The organism is Pseudomonadota bacterium, from assembly GCA_027624955.1.
Taxonomy (GTDB): Bacteria; Pseudomonadota; Alphaproteobacteria; order UBA828; family UBA828; genus PTKB01.
Genome location: JAQBTG010000020.1, coordinates 34,219 through 55,741, shown reverse-complemented (window position 1 = coordinate 55,741; position 21,523 = coordinate 34,219). Strand labels below are relative to the sequence as shown.

General features: G+C 60.7%; 25 protein-coding genes and 2 tRNA genes. 14 read left to right on the top strand and 13 right to left on the bottom strand.

Annotated features, from left to right (window positions below; translation table 11 throughout):
• The first annotated feature begins 50 nt into the window (after nt 1–50).
• The 4 genes from O3A94_09705 (at nt 51) to O3A94_09690 (ending at nt 3,536) form a co-directional block, all read left to right on the top strand.
• Nucleotides 51–1,274, top strand: a complete 1,224-nt coding sequence (locus O3A94_09705) for a UbiH/UbiF/VisC/COQ6 family ubiquinone biosynthesis hydroxylase (GenBank protein ID MDA1356528.1) — start codon at nt 51–53, stop codon at nt 1,272–1,274.
• 84 nt (nt 1,275–1,358) lie between these two features.
• Nucleotides 1,359–1,823 carry a peptide-methionine (S)-S-oxide reductase MsrA gene (gene msrA / locus O3A94_09700; protein ID MDA1356527.1) on the top strand — a complete coding sequence of 155 codons (465 nt, stop codon included), beginning with the start codon at nt 1,359–1,361 and terminating at the stop codon, nt 1,821–1,823.
• 7 nt (nt 1,824–1,830) lie between these two features.
• Nucleotides 1,831–2,667, top strand: a complete 837-nt coding sequence (locus O3A94_09695) for an SDR family oxidoreductase (protein MDA1356526.1) — start codon at nt 1,831–1,833, stop codon at nt 2,665–2,667.
• Nucleotides 2,664–3,536, top strand: a complete 873-nt coding sequence (locus O3A94_09690; protein ID MDA1356525.1) for an alpha/beta hydrolase — start codon at nt 2,664–2,666, stop codon at nt 3,534–3,536. The genes O3A94_09695 and O3A94_09690 overlap by 4 nt, the downstream gene beginning before the upstream one ends.
• A gap of 15 nt (nt 3,537–3,551) precedes the next feature.
• Here O3A94_09690 and O3A94_09685 read toward each other — a convergent pair whose 3' ends face one another.
• The 5 genes from O3A94_09685 to O3A94_09665 are packed head-to-tail and all read right to left on the bottom strand — an operon-like array spanning nt 3,552 to nt 6,331.
• On the bottom strand, nt 3,552–3,923 hold the full coding sequence (locus tag O3A94_09685) for a DUF971 domain-containing protein (protein ID MDA1356524.1): 372 nt from the start codon (nt 3,921–3,923) through the stop codon (nt 3,552–3,554).
• A 10-nt stretch (nt 3,924–3,933) separates the two neighbouring features.
• Nucleotides 3,934–4,125, bottom strand: coding sequence for a Trm112 family protein (locus O3A94_09680; protein ID MDA1356523.1), 192 nt, complete (start codon nt 4,123–4,125; stop codon nt 3,934–3,936).
• A gap of 32 nt (nt 4,126–4,157) precedes the next feature.
• Nucleotides 4,158–4,829: an LON peptidase substrate-binding domain-containing protein gene (locus O3A94_09675; GenBank protein MDA1356522.1), complete on the bottom strand. Its 672-nt coding sequence runs from the start codon at nt 4,827–4,829 to the stop codon at nt 4,158–4,160.
• Between the two features lie 30 nt (nt 4,830–4,859).
• Nucleotides 4,860–5,762 (bottom strand): thioredoxin, encoded by a 903-nt coding sequence (trxA, locus tag O3A94_09670; protein ID MDA1356521.1) that lies wholly within the window; start codon nt 5,760–5,762, stop codon nt 4,860–4,862.
• 56 nt (nt 5,763–5,818) lie between these two features.
• Nucleotides 5,819–6,331, bottom strand: coding sequence for a prolyl-tRNA synthetase associated domain-containing protein (locus tag O3A94_09665; protein ID MDA1356520.1), 513 nt, complete (start codon nt 6,329–6,331; stop codon nt 5,819–5,821).
• Between the two features lie 123 nt (nt 6,332–6,454).
• On the opposite strand from O3A94_09665, the gene O3A94_09660 reads away from it, so the two are divergent.
• Nucleotides 6,455–6,529: transfer RNA gene (locus O3A94_09660), tRNA-Gly, on the top strand.
• A gap of 39 nt (nt 6,530–6,568) precedes the next feature.
• On the opposite strand, the gene O3A94_09655 is transcribed toward O3A94_09660, so the two are convergent.
• A complete protein-coding gene (locus tag O3A94_09655; protein ID MDA1356519.1) occupies nt 6,569–7,447 on the bottom strand; it encodes a LysR family transcriptional regulator in 879 nt (292 codons plus the stop codon).
• Nucleotides 7,448–7,565: 118 nt separating this feature from the next.
• Here O3A94_09655 and O3A94_09650 point away from each other — a divergent pair, with 118 nt between their 5' ends.
• Nucleotides 7,566–8,480 (top strand): NAD(P)H-binding protein, encoded by a 915-nt coding sequence (locus O3A94_09650; GenBank protein ID MDA1356518.1) that lies wholly within the window; start codon nt 7,566–7,568, stop codon nt 8,478–8,480.
• Nucleotides 8,481–8,551: 71 nt separating this feature from the next.
• Here the strand turns inward: O3A94_09650 and O3A94_09645 are convergent, their stop codons facing one another.
• On the bottom strand, nt 8,552–9,295 hold the full coding sequence (locus O3A94_09645; GenBank protein MDA1356517.1) for a VOC family protein: 744 nt from the start codon (nt 9,293–9,295) through the stop codon (nt 8,552–8,554).
• Between O3A94_09645 and O3A94_09640 the strand changes: the two genes are divergently transcribed.
• Nucleotides 9,287–9,484, top strand: coding sequence for a hypothetical protein (locus O3A94_09640; protein MDA1356516.1), 198 nt, complete (start codon nt 9,287–9,289; stop codon nt 9,482–9,484). The genes O3A94_09645 and O3A94_09640 overlap by 9 nt on opposite strands.
• A gap of 192 nt (nt 9,485–9,676) precedes the next feature.
• A complete protein-coding gene (locus O3A94_09635) occupies nt 9,677–10,618 on the top strand; it encodes a DMT family transporter (GenBank protein ID MDA1356515.1) in 942 nt (313 codons plus the stop codon).
• Nucleotides 10,619–10,636: 18 nt separating this feature from the next.
• Here the strand turns inward: O3A94_09635 and O3A94_09630 are convergent, their stop codons facing one another.
• The 5 genes from O3A94_09630 to O3A94_09610 form a co-directional block, all read right to left on the bottom strand.
• The gene (locus O3A94_09630) at nt 10,637–11,809 is read right to left on the bottom strand and encodes an acyl-CoA dehydrogenase family protein (protein ID MDA1356514.1); all 1,173 of its coding nucleotides are present in this window, start codon (nt 11,807–11,809) and stop codon (nt 10,637–10,639) included.
• Nucleotides 11,810–11,858: 49 nt separating this feature from the next.
• Nucleotides 11,859–13,226: an amidohydrolase family protein gene (locus tag O3A94_09625; protein MDA1356513.1), complete on the bottom strand. Its 1,368-nt coding sequence runs from the start codon at nt 13,224–13,226 to the stop codon at nt 11,859–11,861.
• A 122-nt stretch (nt 13,227–13,348) separates the two neighbouring features.
• Complete coding sequence (locus tag O3A94_09620; protein MDA1356512.1) at nt 13,349–14,182, bottom strand: alpha/beta hydrolase; 834 nt, start codon at nt 14,180–14,182, stop codon at nt 13,349–13,351.
• Between the two features lie 16 nt (nt 14,183–14,198).
• Nucleotides 14,199–15,539 (bottom strand): tetratricopeptide repeat protein, encoded by a 1,341-nt coding sequence (locus O3A94_09615; GenBank protein MDA1356511.1) that lies wholly within the window; start codon nt 15,537–15,539, stop codon nt 14,199–14,201.
• A 139-nt stretch (nt 15,540–15,678) separates the two neighbouring features.
• Nucleotides 15,679–15,765, bottom strand: a tRNA-Leu gene (locus O3A94_09610).
• A gap of 179 nt (nt 15,766–15,944) precedes the next feature.
• Here O3A94_09610 and O3A94_09605 point away from each other — a divergent pair.
• Genes O3A94_09605 through O3A94_09595 form a run of 3 tightly spaced genes read left to right on the top strand, consistent with a single transcriptional unit; the run spans nt 15,945 to nt 17,645 of the window.
• The gene (locus tag O3A94_09605) at nt 15,945–16,526 is read left to right on the top strand and encodes a DedA family protein (GenBank protein ID MDA1356510.1); all 582 of its coding nucleotides are present in this window, start codon (nt 15,945–15,947) and stop codon (nt 16,524–16,526) included.
• Between the two features lie 16 nt (nt 16,527–16,542).
• Nucleotides 16,543–17,031 (top strand): disulfide bond formation protein B, encoded by a 489-nt coding sequence (locus tag O3A94_09600; protein MDA1356509.1) that lies wholly within the window; start codon nt 16,543–16,545, stop codon nt 17,029–17,031.
• Nucleotides 17,028–17,645, top strand: coding sequence for a demethoxyubiquinone hydroxylase family protein (locus O3A94_09595; protein MDA1356508.1), 618 nt, complete (start codon nt 17,028–17,030; stop codon nt 17,643–17,645). Before O3A94_09600 ends, O3A94_09595 begins: the two co-directional genes overlap by 4 nt.
• 27 nt (nt 17,646–17,672) lie before the next feature.
• On the opposite strand, the gene O3A94_09590 is transcribed toward O3A94_09595, so the two are convergent.
• A complete protein-coding gene (locus O3A94_09590; protein MDA1356507.1) occupies nt 17,673–18,251 on the bottom strand; it encodes an HNH endonuclease in 579 nt (192 codons plus the stop codon).
• A 168-nt stretch (nt 18,252–18,419) separates the two neighbouring features.
• Here O3A94_09590 and O3A94_09585 point away from each other — a divergent pair, with 168 nt between their 5' ends.
• The 3 genes from O3A94_09585 (at nt 18,420) to O3A94_09575 (ending at nt 21,521) form a co-directional block, all read left to right on the top strand.
• On the top strand, nt 18,420–19,670 hold the full coding sequence (locus O3A94_09585; protein ID MDA1356506.1) for a CaiB/BaiF CoA-transferase family protein: 1,251 nt from the start codon (nt 18,420–18,422) through the stop codon (nt 19,668–19,670).
• Between the two features lie 23 nt (nt 19,671–19,693).
• Nucleotides 19,694–20,563 (top strand): tRNA glutamyl-Q(34) synthetase GluQRS, encoded by an 870-nt coding sequence (gene gluQRS, locus O3A94_09580; protein MDA1356505.1) that lies wholly within the window; start codon nt 19,694–19,696, stop codon nt 20,561–20,563.
• Nucleotides 20,564–20,675: 112 nt separating this feature from the next.
• Complete coding sequence (locus tag O3A94_09575; GenBank protein ID MDA1356504.1) at nt 20,676–21,521, top strand: cysteine hydrolase; 846 nt, start codon at nt 20,676–20,678, stop codon at nt 21,519–21,521.
• Nucleotides 21,522–21,523 lie beyond the last annotated feature (2 nt).

Here is a 21,523-nt window from a genome sequence, read left to right as displayed (position 1 = left end):
CGTTCTCTGCGTTATGCTATGCCCATGCATGCGGCGGCGAGTTTAGGCATATGACGGCGGACGGGCAAACTACGGCCGATGTAGTTATCGCCGGCGGTGGTTTGGTCGGGCTCAGCCTCGGCGTAGCGCTGGCGCGCGCCGGTCTCGAGACAGTGGTCATGGATGGTGAAGATCCAGCGCGGATACAGAGCGCCGAGTTCGATGGCCGCGTCTGCTCCATCGCCTATGGCTCGAAACGCGTGCTTGATGGCATTGGCGTGTGGGACGGCATGGCTGAGGAGGCCGAGCCGATATTGGAGATTCGCGTGTCGGACAGCGACGCGCCGCTTTTTCTGCACTACGACCATCGCGAGGTCGGCACTGATCCGCTCGGCTGGATCGTCGAGAATCGCGTTACCCGTGTGGCGCTGTTGGATGCCGTTGCGGGCTGCCCAAAGCTGCGCCATCTGGCGCCGGTGTCGGTCACAGAATTCTCGCCTCAGGGTGAGCGTATCCAAGCGATTCTCGCCGACGGCCGGCGCATCTCCGCGCGTCTCGCCATAGCCGCCGATGGCCGGAACTCGCGGTTGCGCCAAGCCGCCGGCATCCGCACGATGGACTGGTCCTATGCTCAGACCGGGATCGTGTGCACCGTGCGTCATGCGCGCCCGCACCGCGGCATTGCCCATGAGCGCTTCTTGCCCGCCGGTCCCTTCGCCATTCTACCGATGACGGCGGGGCGCTCGTCCATCGTGTGGACCGAGAAGACCAGCCTGGCGCCGGAGCTTCTTGCTCTTGGCGATAGCGAATTTCTTGCCGAGTTGGCATCGCGTTTTGGCGATTTTCTTGGGCCACTGGAAGTCATTGGTCCGCGCTGGAGCTATCCGCTCGCGCTCACCCACGCGAACCACTATACCGGCGAGCGCTTGGCGTTGGCCGGTGATGCAGCGCATGCTATCCACCCGCTCGCCGGCCAGGGTTTTAATCTCGGGGTGCGTGATGTGGCGGTGCTGGCCGAACTGATCGTCGACCGCTACCGCCTGGGTCTCGATATCGGCGCTCCCGACTTGCTCGCCCGCTATCAACAAAGGCGACGCTTCGACGCGCTGGCCTTGATTGCCGTCACCGACGGGCTCAATCGCCTGTTCTCAAACAACAGCGCGCCGCTGCGCCTGGCGCGCGACCTTGGCCTTGCGGCGGTTAACCGCTCGCCGCGTCTGAAGAGCATCTTTATGCGCCATGCCATGGGTGTGGTTGGCGAGCTGCCACGCCTGACGCGTGGCGAGCCGTTGTAGCGCGGGCGCGCCGCCCAACAGCAGGCTCGCGGCGACGCGCGGGAATGGCTATAAATTCAGCTAGGAAAAAGAAGGAGTATTGTCATGAGTGAGAAAGCAACGTTTGGCGCGGGATGTTTTTGGAAACCCGAATATGTCTTCCGCCAGGTCGATGGGGTGGTTTCCACCTCTGTCGGTTATATGGGCGGCGACGTCACCAATCCAAGCTATGAACAGGTGTGCACCGGGCGTACCGGCCATGCCGAAGTGGTCCAGGTCGAGTACGACCCAGAGCGCATCAGCTATCAGGAATTGCTCGAGATTTTCTGGCAATCGCACGACCCCAGCCAGTTGAACCGGCAAGGTCCGGATGTGGGCACGCAGTACCGCTCCGCAGTATTTACTCATGGGACGGCACAGCAGGAAGCTGCCGAGGCGTCGCGGGCCAAGCTCTCAGGCGCCGGCAAGGTGGCGACCGAGATTATTCAGGCGGGGGACTACTGGCCTGCCGAGGACTATCACCAGCAATATTTTGAGAAAAGCCAGCGCCATCGCTTCGGCGCGCGGTAGCCGGACCATGGATACGTCGCTAAAGGGCAAGCGCGCGCTGGTCACCGGCGCCGGAGACGGCATCGGGCGAGAAATCGCGGAGGCGCTAGCGCGCGAAGGCGCTGTGGTCGCGGTGCATGGCCGTAGCGCGGCGCGGATCTCCGCCACACTCGCGGCCATTGAGAGCGCCGGCGGCAGCGCGGTTCCGGCGCTTGCCGACCTGACCGAAGAAGACGCCATCGGCGCCATGTGCGCCGATGTTCTCGAGGCTCTCGGCGGGCTCGATATTTTGGTCAACAATGCTGGTATCTGTAGCTTGCAGCCTACGCCAAACATGGCGCCGGAAACGTGGAAGGCGATCCTCGCCACCAATTTGACGGCACCCTTTTTGGTCGCCCGCGCGGTCTATCCGGCGCTCGTACAATCCGGCGCCAATGCTTCGGTGATATTCATCTCGTCGATCGCGGCGAACGCGCATGCCGCTGGCTGGGGCGCCTATGCCGCATCGAAGAACGGCCTGAACGCCTACATGCACTGTTTGGCCGATGAGCTTGGCGCGCACGGCGTGCGGGTCAACACCATCGCGCCTGGCTGGGTCGAGACGAAGATGGCGCAGCAGTTGCACCAGGGCATGGCTGACGCATCTGGCGCACCGTATGAGATGCTCTACAACGACAACATGCGTGGCAACATGCTCGGCGCTTTGTTAACCCCAGATTCGATCGCCGACATGGCGGTGTTTCTGGCTAGCGATCGTGGCCGCTTCATTACCGCGCAAACACTTGCCGTCTGCGGCGGCTGTGTGCCGGGAAGCGGCGACAGGGGATCCGCCGCGGAGCCCGTCGAGGCGCTCGCCAGTTCTTGAGCGCACGGAATAAGTTCGGCATGGCCAGAGAAGTGATCCAGAAGGCCGTCACTATTTCCGGTAGTGTGACACTGCGCTACCAGGAGGCGGGCGCCGGAAAGCCATTAGTGATGCTGCCCGGCTGGTCGCAGAGCGCGGCGGAGTTCAAATATCAAATGAGCGCCCTGGCTGAAGGCCGACGCGTGATTGCTCTCGATATGCGCGGCCATGGCGAATCTGACAAGCCAGCTGGCGGCTACCGCATCAGCCGGCTAGCTGCCGACTTGCACGAAGTTCTGATCGCGCTCGATCTCCATGATGTGGATCTGCTCGGCCATTCGATGGGCTGCTCGGTGAGCTGGTGCTATCTCGATCTGTTTGGCGCGGAGCGTCTGTCACGCCTGATCCTGGTTGATGAGGCGGCTGCGGTTACTGGCAATCCGAGTTGGCCTCAGGCTGAACGTAAGGCACTTGATTGTCTCTTTGCGGGTCCCCTGGACCTCGCCGCGCAATACCATAAAGTGTTAACCGCGACCGATGCTGAAGCGACGGCTGATCTCCTTGCCGGGATGTTCACTGCAGGCGTGGCGCGCGACGATTTGCTGTGGATCGCCGCAGAGAATCTCAAACTGCCGCGCATCCACGCTGCAAACCTCGTCTACCATCATGCGATGATCGATTGGCGCGACGTGGTTCGTGCCATCCGCTTGCCGACGCTGGTCGTCGGCGGGCACGCCAGTATTTTTCCGGCACACACGCAGGAATGGATCGCCGAGCAAATACCCGGCGCGGAATGCGTTATTTTCGGTGCCAGTGAAGGTGGCTCGCATTTCATGTTTTATGAGAACCCGGCCAAGTTCAACACGGTGGTCAACGCCTTTCTGGCCTGAGGCTCGGGCTGGCAATCAAGGATCTCGACTTAGGCCCTTTTCCTGCAGGGCGGCCAGATACTGCGCCCAAACTTCAGGTTGCCCGTCGCCGAGATAGCGCAGGTACGACCAAGAATAGATGCCGGTATCGTGCATATCGTCAAAGCGGATGCGCACCGCGTAATTGCCAACTGGCTCGATTTCCATGATTCCGACATGACGCCGGCCAGCGATGATGGTCTTGCCCTCGCCATGTCCCATAACCTCAGCCGAAGGCGATTCGACGCGCAAAAATTCAGCCGGGAAGTGGAAGCATTCGCCGTCGTCAAAATCGATCTCCAGCGCTTTCTCGCCACTTTTGTAACGGATCTCCGTTGGCCAGTGGACTGTCTCGTGGGGCGAAGCCATATTCTTCCGCTCAATCTTTGTCGAGGTGACGCGCTTCGTCCGGCAACATAATCGGAATGCCGTCGCGGATGGGATAGGCCAACTTGGCTTTCTCGCTGATCAATTCCTGCGCCGCTGCGTCGTAAATAAGCGGCTCTTTGGTGACCGGGCAAACCAGGATTTCCAGGAGCTTGGGGTCTACCCCGGCGCTGGTTTCATTCATATCCGATACTCCGATTGTGCAGGCATAAAATCTTATTGCGGCGCGCTCGGCCGCGCCTTTCCGCTACGCTCATGCGCCGCCATTTCCAGCAGGGACTGAAACATGGCGCTGCGCTCGCTCGTTTCCCGGCATTCTAAGAGCGCCTGCTTCTCGCTTGGCCCGAATGGGCAGGCCATGGCGAAGTTTGTCATCAGGTCTTCGTTACTTAAATCGTCAATCGCTGACCAATCCGCTCTTATGCCCCGCGTTGCGAAAAACTTTCTGAGCGCTGAGATCAGGCAGTCACGGTCGAGCGCGATCGCATTTTCCTGGATCAGATCGCAGGCGTAGGGTTGATAGCGAGCGGTCACGCGGCGGTAAAGAAGCTCCTCGCGAGGAAGTTCGTTCGCCACCGCGAAACGGCACACCCCGGTGAGAGTGACGAGTATCCGGTCGTCTGCCGTCTCCTCGAATTCCGTGACCTGGCCGGCGCAACCGGTCTCATAAGTTTCCGGTTCGAAGTCACGGCTATAGGGATCAGCCGGCTGAATCATGCCGATGATGCGATGCGATGCCATGGCGTCCTGGGTCATTTCAAGATAACGCGGCTCAAAGATATTTAGCGGCAGGCGCCCACCGGGCAACAGCAAGACGCCGGCAAGCGGAAATATGGGGATGACGGTCGGCAGTTCCTCGGTCGTCCACTGGTTCAATTCTTGGCCCATGCCGTATGTCGTCCTTAATCGGGCGGCACGTCAGGAAAACAGAATTGAGGAAAGTTTGCGTCTGCCGCCTGCAGTGAGTTCGTGCTTTGGGCCGAGAGCCTCGAAGATTTGCAGCAACATCACACGCGCCGCCTCTTCGTTCCAGGCGCGGTCGCGCCGTATGATCTCGAGCAGTTCGTCGATGGCTTCTTCGTTTTGTGCCTTGGCGTAATACGCCATGGCGAGGTCATATCTGGCCTGATGGTCGTTTTCGTTCGTGTCGAGACGGGCGCGCATTTCCGCTTCGTCGCCGGATTCTTCCGCCCGCTCGGCCAGCTCCAAGGCTGCCCGGGCGCCTTCAATATCGATGTGGGTGGCGAGTTTTTCATCCACGGCGTCGAGTATTTCACGCGCGCCCGGTGCGTCGCCCATGCCCAACAGGCTGCGCGCCATGCCGGCCACGGCGGCGATTTCTTCCGGCGCATGTTTAAGCACCTGGCCATAAATATTGGCGGCGCTGTTGAAATCCTGTTCTGCGAGAGCCTGTTGCGCTTGCTCCATGGCTTGTTCCACCGGCGTCGGGCCAATCGGTCCGGTCAGCCGCTCGACAAAAGTCTTTATTTGGCTTTCCGATTGCGCGCCGACAAAGCCATCTATCGGCTGGCCGTCCTTAAACGCAAATACCGCGGGAATAGATTGAATGCGCATCTGCGCGGCGATTTCCTGATTTTGGTCGATATCGACCTTGACCAGCTTGACCTTACCCTGGGTCGCGTTGACGATCTTTTCCAGGGTCGGGCCGAGGGTTTTGCAGGGCTCGCACCATGGCGCCCAGAAATCGACGATGACGGGCTGCTCCATTGACGCTTCGACGACATCAGCGACGAATGTCTGCGTGGTGCTGTCCACGACCGCGCTTGGCGCGCCCGCACCCTGTCCGATTAGCTCTTCCATGCTTGCTCCATAATGTTCATCGTCCCGTTGTTAGCGCTATTTTATCACAGGCGCAATTACGGCTCGGTTTCTCGGCCAAGCGGAAATTCCAGGTCGTGCGCGTCGTGGCCGCAAGCGGCGATGAAGCGACGCAGGCCGGCCGGCGCCATCGCCGTCGTCGCGTCATTTCGCAAAGGGTGAAAATTGACCAACTCGGCGGCCATCATGTCGGCGTCGAGGAAAACCCGTACCCGCTGCTCGGTATCGTTTATCAGCCCGAACGGCGTGACCGCACCGGGAATGACGCCGAGCACTTCATGTAGCAACTCGGCCCTGCCAAACGAAAGCCGCGCCGCGCCCATTGCATTTTGCAGCGCTTTTATATTCACCTCACGACCATCCAACATGACCGCCAGCCAGAGCTGGCCCTTTTTGTCCTTGAGAAAAAGATTCTTGCAATGCGCGCCGGGAAAATGGCCGCAATGGAGTTGGGCTTCTTCAACCGTGAACACGGCCGGATGGCTGTGCGTCTCAAAGGAGATGCCCAACTGGCGAAACCGGCTGAACAATTGTTCACTGTCGAGTGGCATGGTTCTATGCGTTCGCAACGGTTAACGAATCGGTATTTTGCCATGATAACATTGAAATGCGAGACGGGACTTGAATGACCCGCTGCATGACGTAATATCCCTGCCAGCCTGACAGGCTTAGACGCGGGTGTAGCTCAGGGGTAGAGCGCAACCTTGCCAAGGTTGAAGTCGTGAGTTCGAATCTCATCACCCGCTCCAATTTTTCAAGGGCTTGGCCGAATTTGGTTGAGCCCTTGTTCATGTGGCCCGGCCGACCGCGTCGGCGAGAAAGTCGAAAACCCGACGCACGCGATGACTGGTCTTCAGTTCCGAATGGGCGGTCAGCCATATCGGCAGGGTGGGCAATTCGGTCTTCAATGGAATTCGCATGACGCCGGGTTCGGCCTCGCCGATTGAGATTTGATTGAAGCCGATGCCATAGCCGGCGACGACCATGCGCCAGCAGACAACTTGATTGTCGCAACGGAACGAAAAGAAGCGGCGGCCGATATCCAGCCCCGCTTCACGAAAGCCACGGATTATCTGGTCGCCGCGATCATAGCCGATGATGTCGTGGTCGCGGAAATCTTCGATTGATTGCGGCACGCCGCGCCGCGCTGCATAGCTTTCAGCTACGAACATGCCAATCCGGAGATCGCCGACCCTGCGCGTAAAGACATCCGCCTGGGTCGGCCGGTACATGCGCACCGCAATGTCGGCTTCGCGCTGCAACAGATTCTCCGTGCGTTCGGAGGCGACCAACTCAATTTCGATCTCAGGCTCGGCCCGTCGCAGCGCAGTAAGAATATCGGGTAGGATATAGGTGGCGACGATTTCGCTGGCCGTGAGGCGGATGGTGCCGGCGATCGCTTCAGCCCGGCCCTCGGCAGCGAGCGAAAGCCGATGGGCGGCTTCGGCCATCAGCGCGGCATGCTCGAGCAGTTCGATACCGGTTGCCGTGAGTTCCAGCCCGCCGGCGGCGCGCTCGAACAGGCGCACGCCGAGCGCTGCCTCGAGGGCGCCGACATGGCGGCCCATGGTCGGTTGACTGCCGCCAAGGGCACGCGCTGCGCCGGATAGCGAGCCTTCTTCCGCGACGGCGATGAAGCTTTGCAGCAGGCTCCACTCGAACGCCATAATTTCACCGATCAATTCAAAAATGAATAATAGATAGGCAAAATATATTGTTTTCTATCGAAAAACAAATAGCTAACTTAGCTCAATCGAGCCAATCGAAAATAGGAAGGGAAGTGATATGCCGCCAAGAGTCGTTATTCTCGGCGCCAAGGGTCGTTTCGGTCGCACCGCAGCTGACGCCTTTCTCACCGCCGGCTGGCGGGTGCGCGGCCTTGCCCGCTCCAGCGCGGAGGGACCGGCGGCGATCGAGTGGATTGCCGGCGATGCCTTCGATGCATCGGTGTTGGCCGGCGCTGCTCGGGGATGTGATGTCATCGTCAATGCGCTGAACCCGCCGTACAGTCGATGGCAGCGCGACCTACCGCGTTTGACGGCCAACGTTATTGCCGCCGCCCAGGCGTCCGGCGCGACAGTGATGATCCCCGGCAACGTCTATCATTATGGCGCCGCGATGCCGGCGCGCCTGGCGGAAGATACGCTGGCCGCTCCGACAACCCGTAAGGGCCGCCTGCGCGCCGAGATGGAACGCGCCTATGCCGATGCGGTCGCCGACGGTGTGTGCACGATCATCCTCCGCGCCGGAGATTTCATAGAGCGCCAAAAGACCGGCAATTGGTTCGACAGCCATATCGCAGCCCATGTAACCAAAGGCCGGGTGATGTATCCCGGCCCGCTAGACTGCACCCACAGTTGGGCCTATCTGCCTGATATGGCACGCGCAATGACGGGGCTGGCGGACAAGCGGGTTGGCTTTGCCGCCTTCGAAGAATTCGGCTTTCCAGGATATGCGCTCACCGGACGGATGCTGGTCGATGCCATGTCGCGCTCCGTTGGGCGTAAATTAAAGGTCAAAGGGTTGTCGTGGCCGATGATCTGGTTGCTCGGACTCGCCATGCCGGAAATGCGCGAAGTCGCGGAGATGTCGTATCTCTGGCGCCGGCCGCACGCCATTGACGGCGCCAAGCTCACCGCAGTATTGCCGGAGTTCCGCGAAACGCCGTACCAAGTCGCCATCGCCGATGCTCTTGCCTAGTTCAAACCAGGCAAATGGGCGAGTTAGGCGATCGCATTCATCAACGCAGGCGCCAATAATGGCGTCGGTGGCTATGCGGGCTCTTCGAAATTGATCGGGAAATCTTCCGGCAGATCCGGGCCCCATACATAAAGCGAGTCTTCCAGCGGCCAGTCCTTGGGCTGCCACACCGCATCGGCAGGAATATAGTCGATATCGCAAAAATATTCGGCCATCCCGTTCCACGGGTCGCGGATATAGTGAAAGAAGTTTGAGCCAATCACATGGCGGCCCAGTCCCCAGCCATTGCGATGGCCTTTAGCGATCATTTGGCAGCCGCCAAGGCCGACCTCATCGACGTTCGCGACTTTAAAACTGGCATGGTGGAAGCCCGGCCGCTCGCCCGCCAGAAACGCCAGCACATGATGATCGCTGCCGCCGGGGACATGTAAAAACGCTACCATATCCTGTGCGCGGTCGCTCAGCCGCATGCCCAGTACGCGGGTGTAGAAATCGATTTTGTCTTCGATATTTGTCGTGAAGGAGAGCAGATGACCGAGGCGGCGCGGCTTGACCACGGTGTCGCGGGCCGGAAATCCACGCACACCGCGGCGGTCGTAATGCCCCGGATTATTGATGCGCCATTCCGGTGCGTCGGCCCACGGCGCCGGATCGGCGACCGAGAGGTTAAGGAGCACGCCCTCCGGGTCGCGGAACCACAGGCCCTCGCCGGACACCAGTGCCGGCGGGTCGAGCAATTTGGTGCCGTTTGCTTCGAGCTCCTTTTTTAGCGTTTCGAGCCCGGCTGTGTCGGTGCCAAGACTGATATGATGCAACTTCCGGCGCGCGCCCTCGACCAGGACGACTTGATCCTGATCCCGCCCAGCGCAGCGCAGTGCGAGGCTGTTTCCTCGGTCGTCGGCTTCGAGTCCGAAATCTTAATAGAATTTTCCGCCGAGCGCCGGGTCGGGAACCGCCAGGCAAAAATGCTGCAACGATTTAACGGCCATGGCCCTCTTCCCTAAGATGCTCTGCAATCATGTTAAGAAACTTTGCTGGCGACCCGCACCCTCACGCCGGCGGGGCCGGTGCTTCGTAAGATATTCGTGGATACGTAAGGCTGCAACCGGCGCGCCTCCGAGGCAGATATAGCAGCGGAGTTGCCCGGTCTGATGCATTAAGATCCATCACAACCATATTGAGTGGAATTGAATCTGATGACACGGAAAGGAAACTGGCATGGCCTGACAGGCGGTTTGGCGCGCGTGCCGCTTTTGCCATCGGCGTTGCTGTTTGCTTGTGGCATCACGTGGGGTCTGAGTTTCTCTCTCAACAAAATTGCTATCACTTCCGGCATTCCCGTCGTCGCCTATGTGTTTTGGCAAAGTCTCGGCGCCGGTTTGATTCTGTTGATCGTCACCTTCGCCACGGCAAAGCGCGTGCCGCTAGGCTGGCCCTATTTGAGGCTCTATGGCGTCGCCGCAGTGCTCCAGTTCGTTGTCCCATTTCTGGCGCTCAATTATGTTGCAGACCGCCTGCCCGCCGGGGTCGTCAGCCTCGGGCAGGCCTTGGTGCCGGCGCTGACGTTTGGCTTTGCCCTCATGTTTCGCATCGAGCGTTACACCACGCTGCGTTTCGCCGGTTTATGCATTGGGCTTGCGGCCGTCCTTTTGGTGGTCTTGCCGAAATCCAGTTTGCCGCAGCCCGAGATGGTCGGCTGGGTCCTCTTCGCCTTGATTGCGCCGCTCTGTTACGGTTTTGCTAATGCGCTGGTCGCCATCCTGCGCCCTCCCGAGTCAATTTCCATTCCCCTGGCCGCGGGGCTTTTACTGTGTGCGTCCGCACTACTTTTTGTGGTCATGGCGGCAACCAATAGCTGGTGGTTTTTTGATGCCGGCCTGGACGATGGCGGTTTGGCCCTGATAGGTGTCACCTTCCTAAACGCTATATTTTGGATTCTATTTTTCGAGATAATTCGTCTCGCCGGCCCAGTTTTTTTCGCCAGCTACAATTACATCTCTCCACTGGCGGGCATCGGTTGGGCTGTGCTGATTTTTGGCGAACGCCACAGCCCCTGGATTTGGGGCGCGCTTGTACTCATGTTCGCTGGCTTGTTTCTGGTCACCACGCGGGCAAAGTCGGCGTCGGTGCGCCCCTAACGAGCCGAGCTTTCAAGTTTAGAGCAGCGGATTGTCGGTCTCCAGGCCGAGTGCGACGCGGCCAAATGTGGTCGCATTGACCTCCCAGTTCTGGGTGATGTGGGCGCGCCCGGTATGCACGTCGCGGAACGCGCGTGACAATGAATTCTCGTCATAGACTCCGCCGCCGCCGCTCGCGGTGAAGACCAGATCCACGGCACGGCAACAGAGCGTCGCGGCATGTGCACCTTCGGCCCGGTAGCGCGCACGCTGCATCAACGTCGGAAGATCGCCGGCCTCGACAATGGCCATCGCCTCGTCGCAATTCTGCAGATAGAGACGGCGCGCGACATCGACCGATGTAATCGCTTCAGCGAGATTCACCTGTATGGTGCCATAGTCGGCGATGCGTTGGCCGCTATAGCGCGCGATCCGGCTTCGTGTCGCCGCCACATAGTCATCGACCGCCGCCTCGGCGAGCCCAAGCAAGGCGGCGCCGACCCAACTGTAGAACAAGGCAAACAACGGTACGCGATAAACCGTCGCCGGGTTGACGGCACATCCCGGGCTGGTGCCATCGCGCGTATCCGCAGCGCGGAGCGTCCGATGGTCCGGCACAAATACATCGTCCACGGCGACATCTTGGCTGCCGGTCCCGCGCAGGCCCGCAGCGCGCCAAGTATCAATAATCGTGAAGTCGGATTTTGGCAGGACGAACATTCGGAGCGTCCCGGCGTCCTCTTCGGTCGCGGCAAATATGTTCCAATCGGCGTGATCGATGCCGCTGCCAAATGGCCAGCGCCCGCTCAAACGATAGCCACCCTCGACGCGCTTGGCGCGGCCGGCGGGAAATACCAACGTCCCAGTGAGAATGGCGTCGAGCGATTCGTTCCAAACTTCGTCCTGCGCTTCGCGCGGCCACAGCGCGAGCAGGAAGGTGCAGCTCATGAAGTTACACGCGACCCAGGCGGTCGAGCCGCAGCCATGCGCCAAGGTGGCGACAAGTTCCATCATGGTGCGGTAATCGATTTCCGCGCCGCCGAGCCGGCTTGGCAAGGTCGCGCGGATCAATCCCAGTTCCACCAGGTCGCGGACGGTCTCGTCAGGCAGGCGGCGCAATGTCTCGGCGGCGGGTGCGCGCTCGCGCAGCACCGGGACCAGCGCCTCGATACGGTCGCGCAATTCGGGCGGCGTAATGGATGGCTTTGACATCCCGCGGGCTATTCGTTGTCGGCTTGCACGGCTTGGCGGCTCGCGCGTCTTACTCGGCCGCGCGTTGGGCGACGCCGCGCGCCATACCGATCTCTTCGATGCGCGCTTGGGTATAGACATCGCTCCACATGTCGTAGGAAAACTCGGACCGCAGGCGCCTGGTGTTCTTGTTGATCTCGATATTCACCGTCTCGCCACCCTGAATGATCTCGCGGATGCGCGCGCGGTCTTGCAGCACCGAGATATCGGCAAGCGGATCGCCGTCGATGATCAGAATATCCGCCAATCGTCCAACTTCGAGCGCGCCTACTTTTCCATTTTCACGGACGAAATCGCCATTGTTGACGGTCGCGCATTTGATCGCTTCAGCCGGGCTAAACCCGAGATATTTGACATAATGCTCAAGCTCGCGCGCGTGCCATTCGCCGTAAGGCGTTACTGCAAATCCGGCATCGCTGCCGAGCATGAATTTCACGCCCGCCTGGCGCGCCTTGGGCAGGCTTTCGCGGGCGCGATCAAGCTCGCGCTGATGCGCTTCGGGAAACGCCGGATAGCAGCCGTCGCCGGGCCGGGTGAAATCGATATCGTTGACCACCAGGCTTAGACTCGGACACAACGCGCAGCCATTCTCGATCACCGCCTCGAGCCCGGCATCATCCATCCAAGCGGCATGGAAGATCACATCCGCTTTGGCGCGTGCCGAATAGAGCACACCCTCGGCGCCGCGCGCATGCACCACCACTTTCTTGCCGAGGCGATGCGCCTCGCGCACCATCGCTGTCATCTCGTCCTGGTCGTAACCCGCGACCAACACGTTTGAAGACGGGTTCATCGAATCGCCGTCGATCGCGATCTTGATAAAGTCGACCCCGTCTTTGACTTCCAGCCGGATCTCCGCAATGCCCTCCGCTGCGTCGCGGCACAACACGCCGATCGAGGTTTCCGGCACGCCGACCCAGCTCGGGTACCAGTCCGACAAGCCCTGGCGGTTGGTGATTTGCCGGCCCGAGGACGAGATGCGCGGGCCGGCGAACAAGCCGGCATCGATGGCGTCGCGGATCGCCAGGCTGACGCGCCCGGTGGTGGTGGGATCGGCAATCGTGGTGAAGCCTGCCGCCAGCACCCGCTGCGCCGCTTCCAGCCCGCGCAGCGCGCGAAACTCAACCGATGCGTAGAGATCGATATCCTCTTCCGACTTGGCGTTGCCATAAGACAGATGAACATGCATGTCGATCAGGCCGGGCAGCACGAAATGATTTGAATGATCAATCATCTCGTCGCCCGGCGCCGGCGCCGGCGCGCCCGCGCTGGGGCCGACATAGCGAATGGTATCGCCGTCGAGAACTAGGGTTTGCTCCGCTTCGGCGCCATCGCCGAGACCGGTGAACAGTTTCCCGCAGCTGATATGTCTTGCCATGACGTGGACTCCTTTGACGTCCCGCCTCGAAGCCGGACCGTCCCAATTCTTTGCTCGCTAGACTGTAGCGGCGATTGAAGCCCCAGCGCAATATATAGGGCGCCGCCTTCTCCGCCGCGGCCTCAGCCGAATAGCAGTTTCGCCGCGCTTAGAAGTTTTTGCGGATGTTCCAACGCCGGCGAATGGCCGCAGCGGCCAACTAAAATCACGTCGGCATGGGAAATGGCGGCGCTCAGCGCGAGGCTGTTTTCCGCGTAGGGAAAGGGCCGGTCGTCGCGTCCATGCATCATCACCACATCGCAGGTGAGTGCGTTCAGCATGTCCGTCGGCAGCACCGCAGCATCGACATATTGTTGTTTGCCGCCGGCGAACATGGAACGGAAATAAGGTCCGTATTCGCCGTCATGGAGAATTTCCATGCGGCTGTCCAACAGCGCGTCGGTCACCACGGAGCGGTCATAGACCAGGCATTCGACCGCTTCGCGCAAGTTCGCGCGCGTCTCGGGGAAGGTCCAGCACAGATTGGTCGATTCGTTGACCTCAAAATGCCCGCCCATCGCGCCGGTGGTCAGCACTTTGGTCACCCGCTCATTGGCGGCGGCGAGACCCAGCGCCAACGATGCCGACAGCGAATGGCCGATAATACCGACCGGCCCCCCCCGTGTGCCAGCAGGCCCTGGGAGCAAACGATCGAGCATGAACTGCGCTTGGCGGCGCCACAGGCCGATATCGAAATAGGGTTCTTCCTGTTTGCGTCCCGATTCGCCGAAGCCAATGAGATCGGTGGCGAGGATATGATACGACGCCGCGAGCGGCTCAAGCACAAAGCGCCAATTGCCCATCGTCCCGGCGCCCGGCCCGGAGCCGTGCAGCATCAGGATCGGAAATCCTGAACCGCCTTCCCAAAAATGGACCGACGTTCCTTCGAATTCGATATCCTGTTCCGTAAATACCATCAGCCAATTTCCTGCGTCATTTCGTCTTCCATTCGCGCACCAGTTTTTGTGCTTGCGCCAGCTGCGCATCGGACATGCCGCCTTCCACAATGCCGCGGTTCTTGACCGCACCGGCGTGACCCTTGCGGGCGGCAAGGGTCCACCACACATGGGCAAGAATGAAATCCTGCTCTACGCCGTGGCCGAGGCCATACATGAGGCCGAGATTATATTGGGCGCCGGCAAGTTCCTGTTGGGCGGCCTCGCGATACCATTTCACCGCCTTGCTATGGTCTTGCGTCACGCCTTGACCGTTCACATACATCAGTCCGAGATTGAACTGGGCCTCTGCATGGCCGTCCCCCGCCAGGGGCTGAAATTTATCCAGCGCCGCCGCGTAGTCGCCACTCTTGTACGCTTCCAATCCAGCCGCGAAATCCTCCGCCGCTGACGCCGAAGCAACCCTGATCGTGGCCGTCTCTGGCCCCCAGTCGCGCGCGAGTTTCTTGGCTTCGTCAAGCTCCGCGGAGGTCATGACGCCGGCCACAGTGTCGCGGTTTTTGAGTGCCCCGTCGTGACCTTGGCTGGCCGCGAGACTCCACCACATATGGGCTTGAACATAGTCTGCGGTCACGCCTAAACCGTTGGCATAGATAACGCCGAGCATCGCTTGCGCCCCGGCGCGCCCCTGATCGGCAGCCTTGCGGTACCATTTCAACGATTGGCCATGGTCCTGGGACACGCCCAGGCCTTCTTGATACATGTAGCCGAGCTGGAATAGCGCTTCGGCATAGCCCTGATCAGCGGCACGACGATACCATGCCAGCGCCTCGCCATGGTCCTCGGCCACGCCACGTCCCTGGAGGTAGAGATCGCCTAGATCGGTCTGAGCCTGGGCGTGGCCTTGATCGGCGGCCCGGCGGTACCAGGTCGCTGCTGCGGCATCGTCACCCGCAACACCGCGGCCTTCGGCGTACATATAGCCCAGTCTGGTCTGGGCAAATGTGACGCCCTGTTCGCCGGCCTTGCGATACCAATTCGCAGCCTCGGCAAAGTCCTGCGCTACGCCTTGGCCATGGTAGTACATCACGCCGAGGTTGGTCTGGGCCTGGGCATGACCCTGGTTGGCGGCCTTGAGATACCACTTTGCGGCCTCCACACGATCGCGCGCCACGCCTTGGCCGTGATAATGCAGGACGCCGAGGTTGGTCTGCGCTTCGGCGTTGCCGCGTTCGGCAAGTGGCTGCCATTCGCTGAGCGCAGCCGTATAGTCTTCGCGCTGATAAGCCTCCTGTCCGGCCGCCATGTCAGCTGCCGTCACCGGCGCGGCGAGCACGAGAACCAGGGAAAGAAGAGCCGCCCTCAACAGGTATTGCATATGCCGGTCCTTATTGTTGAGCCATTGTAGCAATAAGGGGAAGTGCCGCTAGCGGGTAGGAGAGCCACCCCCGAGCGCATCCGAGCACCAGCATAAATTGCCCCAACGCGACGCATACGCCCGACCCAGCGAACAAAATTGGTGCCTCTGGAGGGACTCGAACCCCCACACCCTCACGGATAACAGATTTTGAGTCTGTCGCGTCTACCAGTTCCGCCACAGAGGCAAGCAGTTCCATTCGAACTGAGTTTAACGTTATAGGCCAAAGCCTGTGGCCGTGCCAAGCCAGCTTGAAGCGACGCCAGTATAGAATATGTCGCGTCGACCGTCGCTTCGCACGCTTGATTTTGCGGCTCCCCTCTGGCACGTCAATTGCGCCACACAAATGGCGGGTATATTCGGCGGATGCTGAGAAAACTATACGATTGGGTAATGGCGCTGGCTGGCAAGCGCCACGCCATCTGGTGGTTAGCGGGGGTCTCGTTCGCGGAGAGCGCTTTTTTTCCCATTCCGCCGGATATCCTGTTGGTCCCAATGGTCCTGGCCAACCGCCGCCGCGCCTGGCGCATCGCCGGGGTATGCACCTTGGCCTCGGTGTTGGGCGGTTTGCTCGGCTATGCCATCGGGTTTTGGCTGTTCGAAGCCGTTGGCCAGCCGCTGCTGGAATTTTATGGTTCCGAAGAAAAGTTCAGCCAGTTTCAAGACTATTACAACGAGTGGGGCGGGTGGATTGTCGGCGCCGGCGGATTTACACCGCTGCCCTATAAGGTGATCACTATCGCCAGCGGCGTCACGCGGCTCGATATCGGTATCTTCATTCTCGCCTCGGTCGTTTCCCGTGGCTTGCGCTTTTACATCGAAGCCGCGCTGTTGTGGCGCTTCGGAGAGCCGGTGCGCGAATTCATCGAACGCCATCTGGGAAAATTGGCACTGCTGTTCTTCGTCATGCTGGTCGGCGCGTTCCTGCTGGTCAAGCTCCTGGTATGATGCGCATATTCTGGCGATGACGCTGTTTGACAAACCTTGGCTGCCGGCGTTGGCGCTGGTTGCCGTCAGCGGTGCCGTCCTGCTCACCGCTTTCCTGTTCGAGCATGTTGGTGGCCTCGCCCCGTGCGAACTTTGCTGGTATCAGCGCTATGCTCATATGGCCGTCTTGGCGATCGCCTCGCCGGCGCTTTATTTCAAGCGGCAGGCTAGCATTTCGGTGCCGCTTTCGATGGCTGCGGCGCTGGCGATGCTCGTCGGAGCAGCCATCGCTGGGTACCAAGTCGGGGTCGAGCAGAGCTGGTGGGAGAGCAGCTGTGCCGCGCCGGTCAAGGGAGATACCATCGAAGAGCTGCGCGCCAGTCTACTCGCCGCGCCTCGCGTGCGCTGTGACGAGGTGGCCTGGTCGCTGTGGCAAATTTCCATGGCCGGCTGGAACGCGTTGCTGTCGCTCGCCTTGGGCGCCGGCGCGCTATATGCTGCATTTATGATGGAGCGCGCCAAATGACGGACGACGCAGAGCGAGTGCCAGAGCAAGCCGCAGAGCAAGCCGTTGAGCGAGCCTCGCGCCCGGCGCGCACCGGTGACGACCGGTTGCCCGGCGATCTTGGGCCGGAACAGACCATCGAGCGAATCCTCCGCGTTGATCATGCCGGCGAATATGGCGCCGCGCGCATCTATGAAGGCCAGCTCGCCGTGCTCGGGCGCGATGCCGTGGCGCCGGTCATTCGCGAAATGGCCGATGCCGAACGCAAGCATCTGGAGACTTTCGATCGGTTGCTGCGCGAGCGGCGCGTCAGGCCGACCCTTCTGGCGCCGTTCTGGCATGCCGCCGGTTTCGCGCTTGGCGCGGGCAGTGCGCTGTTGGGCCCGCGCGCGGCAATGGCGTGCACAGCCGCGGTTGAAGAGGTGATCGAAGAACATTATGCGGCGCAAGTCGATAAGCTCGGCGACGACGAAAAGGAATTACGTGAAACGCTGATCGAGTTCGGCGCCGAGGAAAGCCGGCATAAGGAGATCGGGTTGGCGCATGAAGCGGAAATGGCGCCGGGATTCGAGCCGCTCAGCGCCGCGGTCAAGCGTGGCACGCGTCTTGCGATCTGGCTTTCGGAGAGGATCTAGCGGCACGCGCCTGACGACGCGGCAGCGTCAGTGTTCTTCCAGTTCGGAATCCCAATAGAGATAATCGCGCCAGCTTTGATGCAAGAAGCGCGGCGGAAATTCTCGGCCGGCTTCATGCAGATCATGCGTGGTTGGCGGGCGCGGCGCGTAGTGCGGATGCAGACCGCATTCGTTCGGCATCCGGTTGCCCTTGGCAAGATTACAAATGCTGCATGCCGCCACGACATTGTCCCAACTGGTGTGTCCGCCGCGTGATCGTGGCACGACGTGGTCGAAGGTCAGATCTTCGACGGCAAACCGCCTATTGCAATATTGGCAGGAGAAGCGATCGCGCAAAAAAACATTGAAGCGCGTGAATGCCGGGCGCCTGGCGAGCGGTACATATTGCTTGAGCGCGATGACGCTGGGTAGGCGGATTTCGCAGCTCGGCGAATGCACCGCGACATCATATTCCGAAACGATATTCACGCGCTCGAGAAAGGCCGCTTTAACCGCATACTGCCACGGCCAGAGCGAAAGCGGAAAATAGCTGAGCGGCCGATAATCGGCGTTCAGTACCAAGGCGTGGCAGGACTCAAGCGGCGTCGACACGCTTACTCCCTTCATCGCGATACGCTTCTCAACGAAACGGTGATGGTATTCCGCCTATCATCATAAGCACCGCTGGATGACAGGCAAGGGTCAATCCCCCGGTTCGGGCGTCGGCGAGCTTGGCCCGGGCGCGTCGACGGGATAGGTTATCGCCCGTTTTAGATCGCTACCGGAGTTGCCAAAATGTCCAACTCGTTTTCTTCTTCAGCGCGCACCGGCCCGCTCTCGGGGCTGCGCGTACTTGACATGAGCCGGGTCTTGGCCGGCCCGTGGTCGGGGCAATTGCTGGCTGATTTTGGCGCCGATGTGGTGAAGGTCGAGCGTCCTGATGTGGGCGACGATACACGCGGCTGGGGTCCGCCCTATCTTAAGGACGCCGCCGGCAACGAGACCGGCGAGGCAGCCTATTATATGTCGGCGAATCGCGCCAAGCGCTCGCTTACCCTGGATATATCAAAACCCGAGGGACAAGAAACCTGCGCCGCCCTGGCCGGGCGTGCCGACATCCTGTTGGAAAATTATAAGGCCGGCGGCCTGGCCAAATACGGCCTCGATTATAATAGCCTGAAAGCGAGCAATCCGCGGCTGATCTATTGCTCGATCACCGGCTTCGGCCAAACCGGCCCTTACGCCGCCCGCGCCGGTTACGACATGATTATTCAAGGCGCTGGTGGATTCATGAGTCTCACCGGCGAGCGTGACGATTTGCCCGGCGGCGGGCCGCAGAAAGGCGGCGTCGCGGTGGCTGATTTGATGACCGGTATGTACGCCACGGTCGCAGTCTTGGCCGCTCTGGCGTGGCGCGAGAAATCCGGCGCCGGCCAATATATCGATCTCGCCCTCCTGGATACTCAAGTCGCCTGGCTTGCCAATCAGGCAATGAATTATCTGGTCGGTGGTGACGTGCCGCGGCGCGCCGGCAACGCGCATCAGAATATTGTGCCCTATGGCGTTTTTCCGGCGCGCGACGGCCATATGATTCTCGGCATTGGCAACAACAGCCAATTGGCCAAGTTTCTGGAAGTTGCCGGGCGCGCCGAGCTCATGCAAGACGAGCGCTTCAAGACGAACACCTTGCGGGTGCAACATCGCGAGGCCGTGGTGGCGATTGTTGGCGGCATCACAGCCATGCGCGATCTCGACGATTGGCTGGCCGAATTGCAGCCCGCCGGCGTGCCCTGCGGACCGATCAACACGCTCGACCGGGTGTTCGACGATCCGCAGATTAAGGCGCGCGGCATGCGCGTCAAAATACCCCATGCGCTCGGAGTTGATGTGGAATATGCCGGAAATCCGATTCGCTTCTCCGCTTCGCCAGTAGACTATCCGCGCGCCGCGCCGTTGCTCGGTGAGCATACCGATGAAGTGTTGGAGGAATGGCTCGGCCTCGACGATACCGCCATCGCCGCGCTCCGCCAAAGCGGCGCCGTATAGCATCGGCAGTGCGAGCGCCGGGGATGCCTCCAGTCACCCGCTTCGCGCCCAGCCCGTCAGGCTATCTGCATTTAGGCCACGCCTATTCGGCTCTGATCGCCGCCACCGCGGCGGAGGGTCCGGGCGGGCGGTTTCTGCTGCGCATCGAGGACATCGATGTGGCGCGCTGCCGGCCGCAATTCGAAGACGCCATTCGAGAGGATCTCGCCTGGCTCGGCCTCGCATGGGAACAGCCGGTGCGCCGCCAATCAGAGCATTTGGCGGATTACCGAAAGGCGCTCGAAACTCTAGAGGCAGAGGGTCTGATCTATCCGTGTTTTTGTTCACGCCGTGACATCCGCGCCGAGATCGCCCGCGCCGGCGCAGCGCCGCATGGCCCAGAGGGCCCCATCTATCCCGGCACCTGCCGTGCCCTCTCGGCTGCCGTTCGGGCCGAGCGCATGGCCGCCGGTGTGCCGCATGCGCTCCGTCTCGATATGGCGTCAGCCGTTGCCGCGGCTGGCGCATTGACCTGGCATGAGCAGGGACGCGGCGATATCGCCGCCGATCCGGCGCCTCTGGGCGACGTGGTGTTGGCGCGCAAGGACACGCCGAACAGCTACCATCTTGCGGTGACCCTCGACGATCATCTGCAGGGCGTCACCCTGGTTACGCGAGGCGAAGATTTGTTCGGGGCCACCCATATTCATCGCCTGTTGCAGGCGCTCCTCGGCCTCGACACGCCCGAATATTCGCACCACGCGCTGTTGCGCGATGCGTCGGGTCGGCGCTTCGCCAAGCGCGACCGCGCTTTGACGTTGCAGGAATTGCGCGCCGCCGGCCACACGCCCGATCGCTTGCGAGAGATGTTGGATGCGCCGGCTGAATTATCCGCCTTTCTCAACGCTCTTTGATTCTCACTAAACTATGAGCATGCGTTACAGCATTGTGACGCCGATTGCGGACCGATCAGCCCAATGTTACCAGGAGAGACGATTCGGAATTACACAATCGGAAGGGAAGTAAATGTGCAGTAGCGATAAAAAAGATCCAGAGCTCAAAGATGAAGGCATAAGCCGGCGGAAAGTTCTCACCGGTGGAGTGGCCGTAGCGGCTGCGACAGGCGCGCTGGCGGCAGGTTCGATCGCCCCGACTTCCGCCCATGCCGCGGGCGATCCCTATGCACCGCCGGACAATCCGGCCCTGCCGCCATCGGACATGAAGCTCGACCTGCCGCGCACGGCGCTGGTGATCACCGACCCGCAGATCGATTTCTTGAGCCCCGATGGCGTGACATGGGGCGTCGTCGGAGAGAGCGTGACCGAGCACAACACGGTGGCCAATATTGACCGCCTGTTCGCCGCCGCCAAAGCCGCCAACCTGACCGTCGCGGTATCGCCACACTATTATTATCCTACCGATAAGGGATGGCGTTTCGAGGGAGCGCTGGAAAAGCTCATGCACGCGATCGGCATGTTCGACCGCCCCAGCCAATACACCATGGACGGCTTTGAAAACTCGGGCGCCGATTTCATGCCGCAATACAAGAAATACATCGATGACGGAAAGACCATCGTCACGTCGCCGCACAAGATGTACGGGCCGGAGGCCAACGATCTCGTTCTTCAACTGCGGAAGAACCATGTGGATCAAATCATATTGGCCGGCATGTCGGCTAATCTCTGCACCGAGTCTCATCTCCGGGAATTGCTGGAGCAGGGCTTCGAGGTTGCCGTGGTGAAGGATGCGACGGCGGCGGCGAAACTGCCCGAAGGCGACGGTTATTTGGCGGCGATCACAAATTTCCGCTATATCGCAAACGCTGTCTGGAGCACCGAGGAGGCAGTGGCGCGCATGGCCGGCGCTGCCTGAGC

Excerpts from the sequence above, each read along its gene's own strand:
- O3A94_09705 (MDA1356528.1), top strand. The coding sequence starts at position 51 with ATGACGGCGGACGGGCAAACTACGGCCGATGTAGTTATCGCCGGCGGT.
- msrA (MDA1356527.1), top strand. The coding sequence starts at position 1,359 with ATGAGTGAGAAAGCAACGTTTGGCGCGGGATGTTTTTGGAAACCCGAA.
- O3A94_09695 (MDA1356526.1), top strand. The coding sequence starts at position 1,831 with ATGGATACGTCGCTAAAGGGCAAGCGCGCGCTGGTCACCGGCGCCGGA.
- O3A94_09685 (MDA1356524.1), bottom strand. The coding sequence starts at position 3,923 with ATGGCTTCGCCCCACGAGACAGTCCACTGGCCAACGGAGATCCGTTAC.
- O3A94_09680 (MDA1356523.1), bottom strand. The coding sequence starts at position 4,125 with ATGAATGAAACCAGCGCCGGGGTAGACCCCAAGCTCCTGGAAATCCTG.
- O3A94_09675 (MDA1356522.1), bottom strand. The coding sequence starts at position 4,829 with ATGGGCCAAGAATTGAACCAGTGGACGACCGAGGAACTGCCGACCGTC.
- trxA (MDA1356521.1), bottom strand. The coding sequence starts at position 5,762 with ATGGAAGAGCTAATCGGACAGGGTGCGGGCGCGCCAAGCGCGGTCGTG.
- O3A94_09665 (MDA1356520.1), bottom strand. The coding sequence starts at position 6,331 with ATGCCACTCGACAGTGAACAATTGTTCAGCCGGTTTCGCCAGTTGGGC.
- O3A94_09655 (MDA1356519.1), bottom strand. The coding sequence starts at position 7,447 with ATGGCGTTCGAGTGGAGCCTGCTGCAAAGCTTCATCGCCGTCGCGGAA.
- O3A94_09650 (MDA1356518.1), top strand. The coding sequence starts at position 7,566 with ATGCCGCCAAGAGTCGTTATTCTCGGCGCCAAGGGTCGTTTCGGTCGC.
- O3A94_09640 (MDA1356516.1), top strand. The coding sequence starts at position 9,287 with ATGATGCAACTTCCGGCGCGCGCCCTCGACCAGGACGACTTGATCCTG.
- O3A94_09635 (MDA1356515.1), top strand. The coding sequence starts at position 9,677 with ATGACACGGAAAGGAAACTGGCATGGCCTGACAGGCGGTTTGGCGCGC.
- O3A94_09630 (MDA1356514.1), bottom strand. The coding sequence starts at position 11,809 with ATGTCAAAGCCATCCATTACGCCGCCCGAATTGCGCGACCGTATCGAG.
- O3A94_09625 (MDA1356513.1), bottom strand. The coding sequence starts at position 13,226 with ATGGCAAGACATATCAGCTGCGGGAAACTGTTCACCGGTCTCGGCGAT.
- O3A94_09620 (MDA1356512.1), bottom strand. The coding sequence starts at position 14,182 with ATGGTATTTACGGAACAGGATATCGAATTCGAAGGAACGTCGGTCCAT.
- O3A94_09615 (MDA1356511.1), bottom strand. The coding sequence starts at position 15,539 with ATGCAATACCTGTTGAGGGCGGCTCTTCTTTCCCTGGTTCTCGTGCTC.
- O3A94_09605 (MDA1356510.1), top strand. The coding sequence starts at position 15,945 with ATGCTGAGAAAACTATACGATTGGGTAATGGCGCTGGCTGGCAAGCGC.
- O3A94_09600 (MDA1356509.1), top strand. The coding sequence starts at position 16,543 with ATGACGCTGTTTGACAAACCTTGGCTGCCGGCGTTGGCGCTGGTTGCC.
- O3A94_09595 (MDA1356508.1), top strand. The coding sequence starts at position 17,028 with ATGACGGACGACGCAGAGCGAGTGCCAGAGCAAGCCGCAGAGCAAGCC.
- O3A94_09590 (MDA1356507.1), bottom strand. The coding sequence starts at position 18,251 with ATGAAGGGAGTAAGCGTGTCGACGCCGCTTGAGTCCTGCCACGCCTTG.
- O3A94_09585 (MDA1356506.1), top strand. The coding sequence starts at position 18,420 with ATGTCCAACTCGTTTTCTTCTTCAGCGCGCACCGGCCCGCTCTCGGGG.
- gluQRS (MDA1356505.1), top strand. The coding sequence starts at position 19,694 with ATGCCTCCAGTCACCCGCTTCGCGCCCAGCCCGTCAGGCTATCTGCAT.
- O3A94_09575 (MDA1356504.1), top strand. The coding sequence starts at position 20,676 with ATGTGCAGTAGCGATAAAAAAGATCCAGAGCTCAAAGATGAAGGCATA.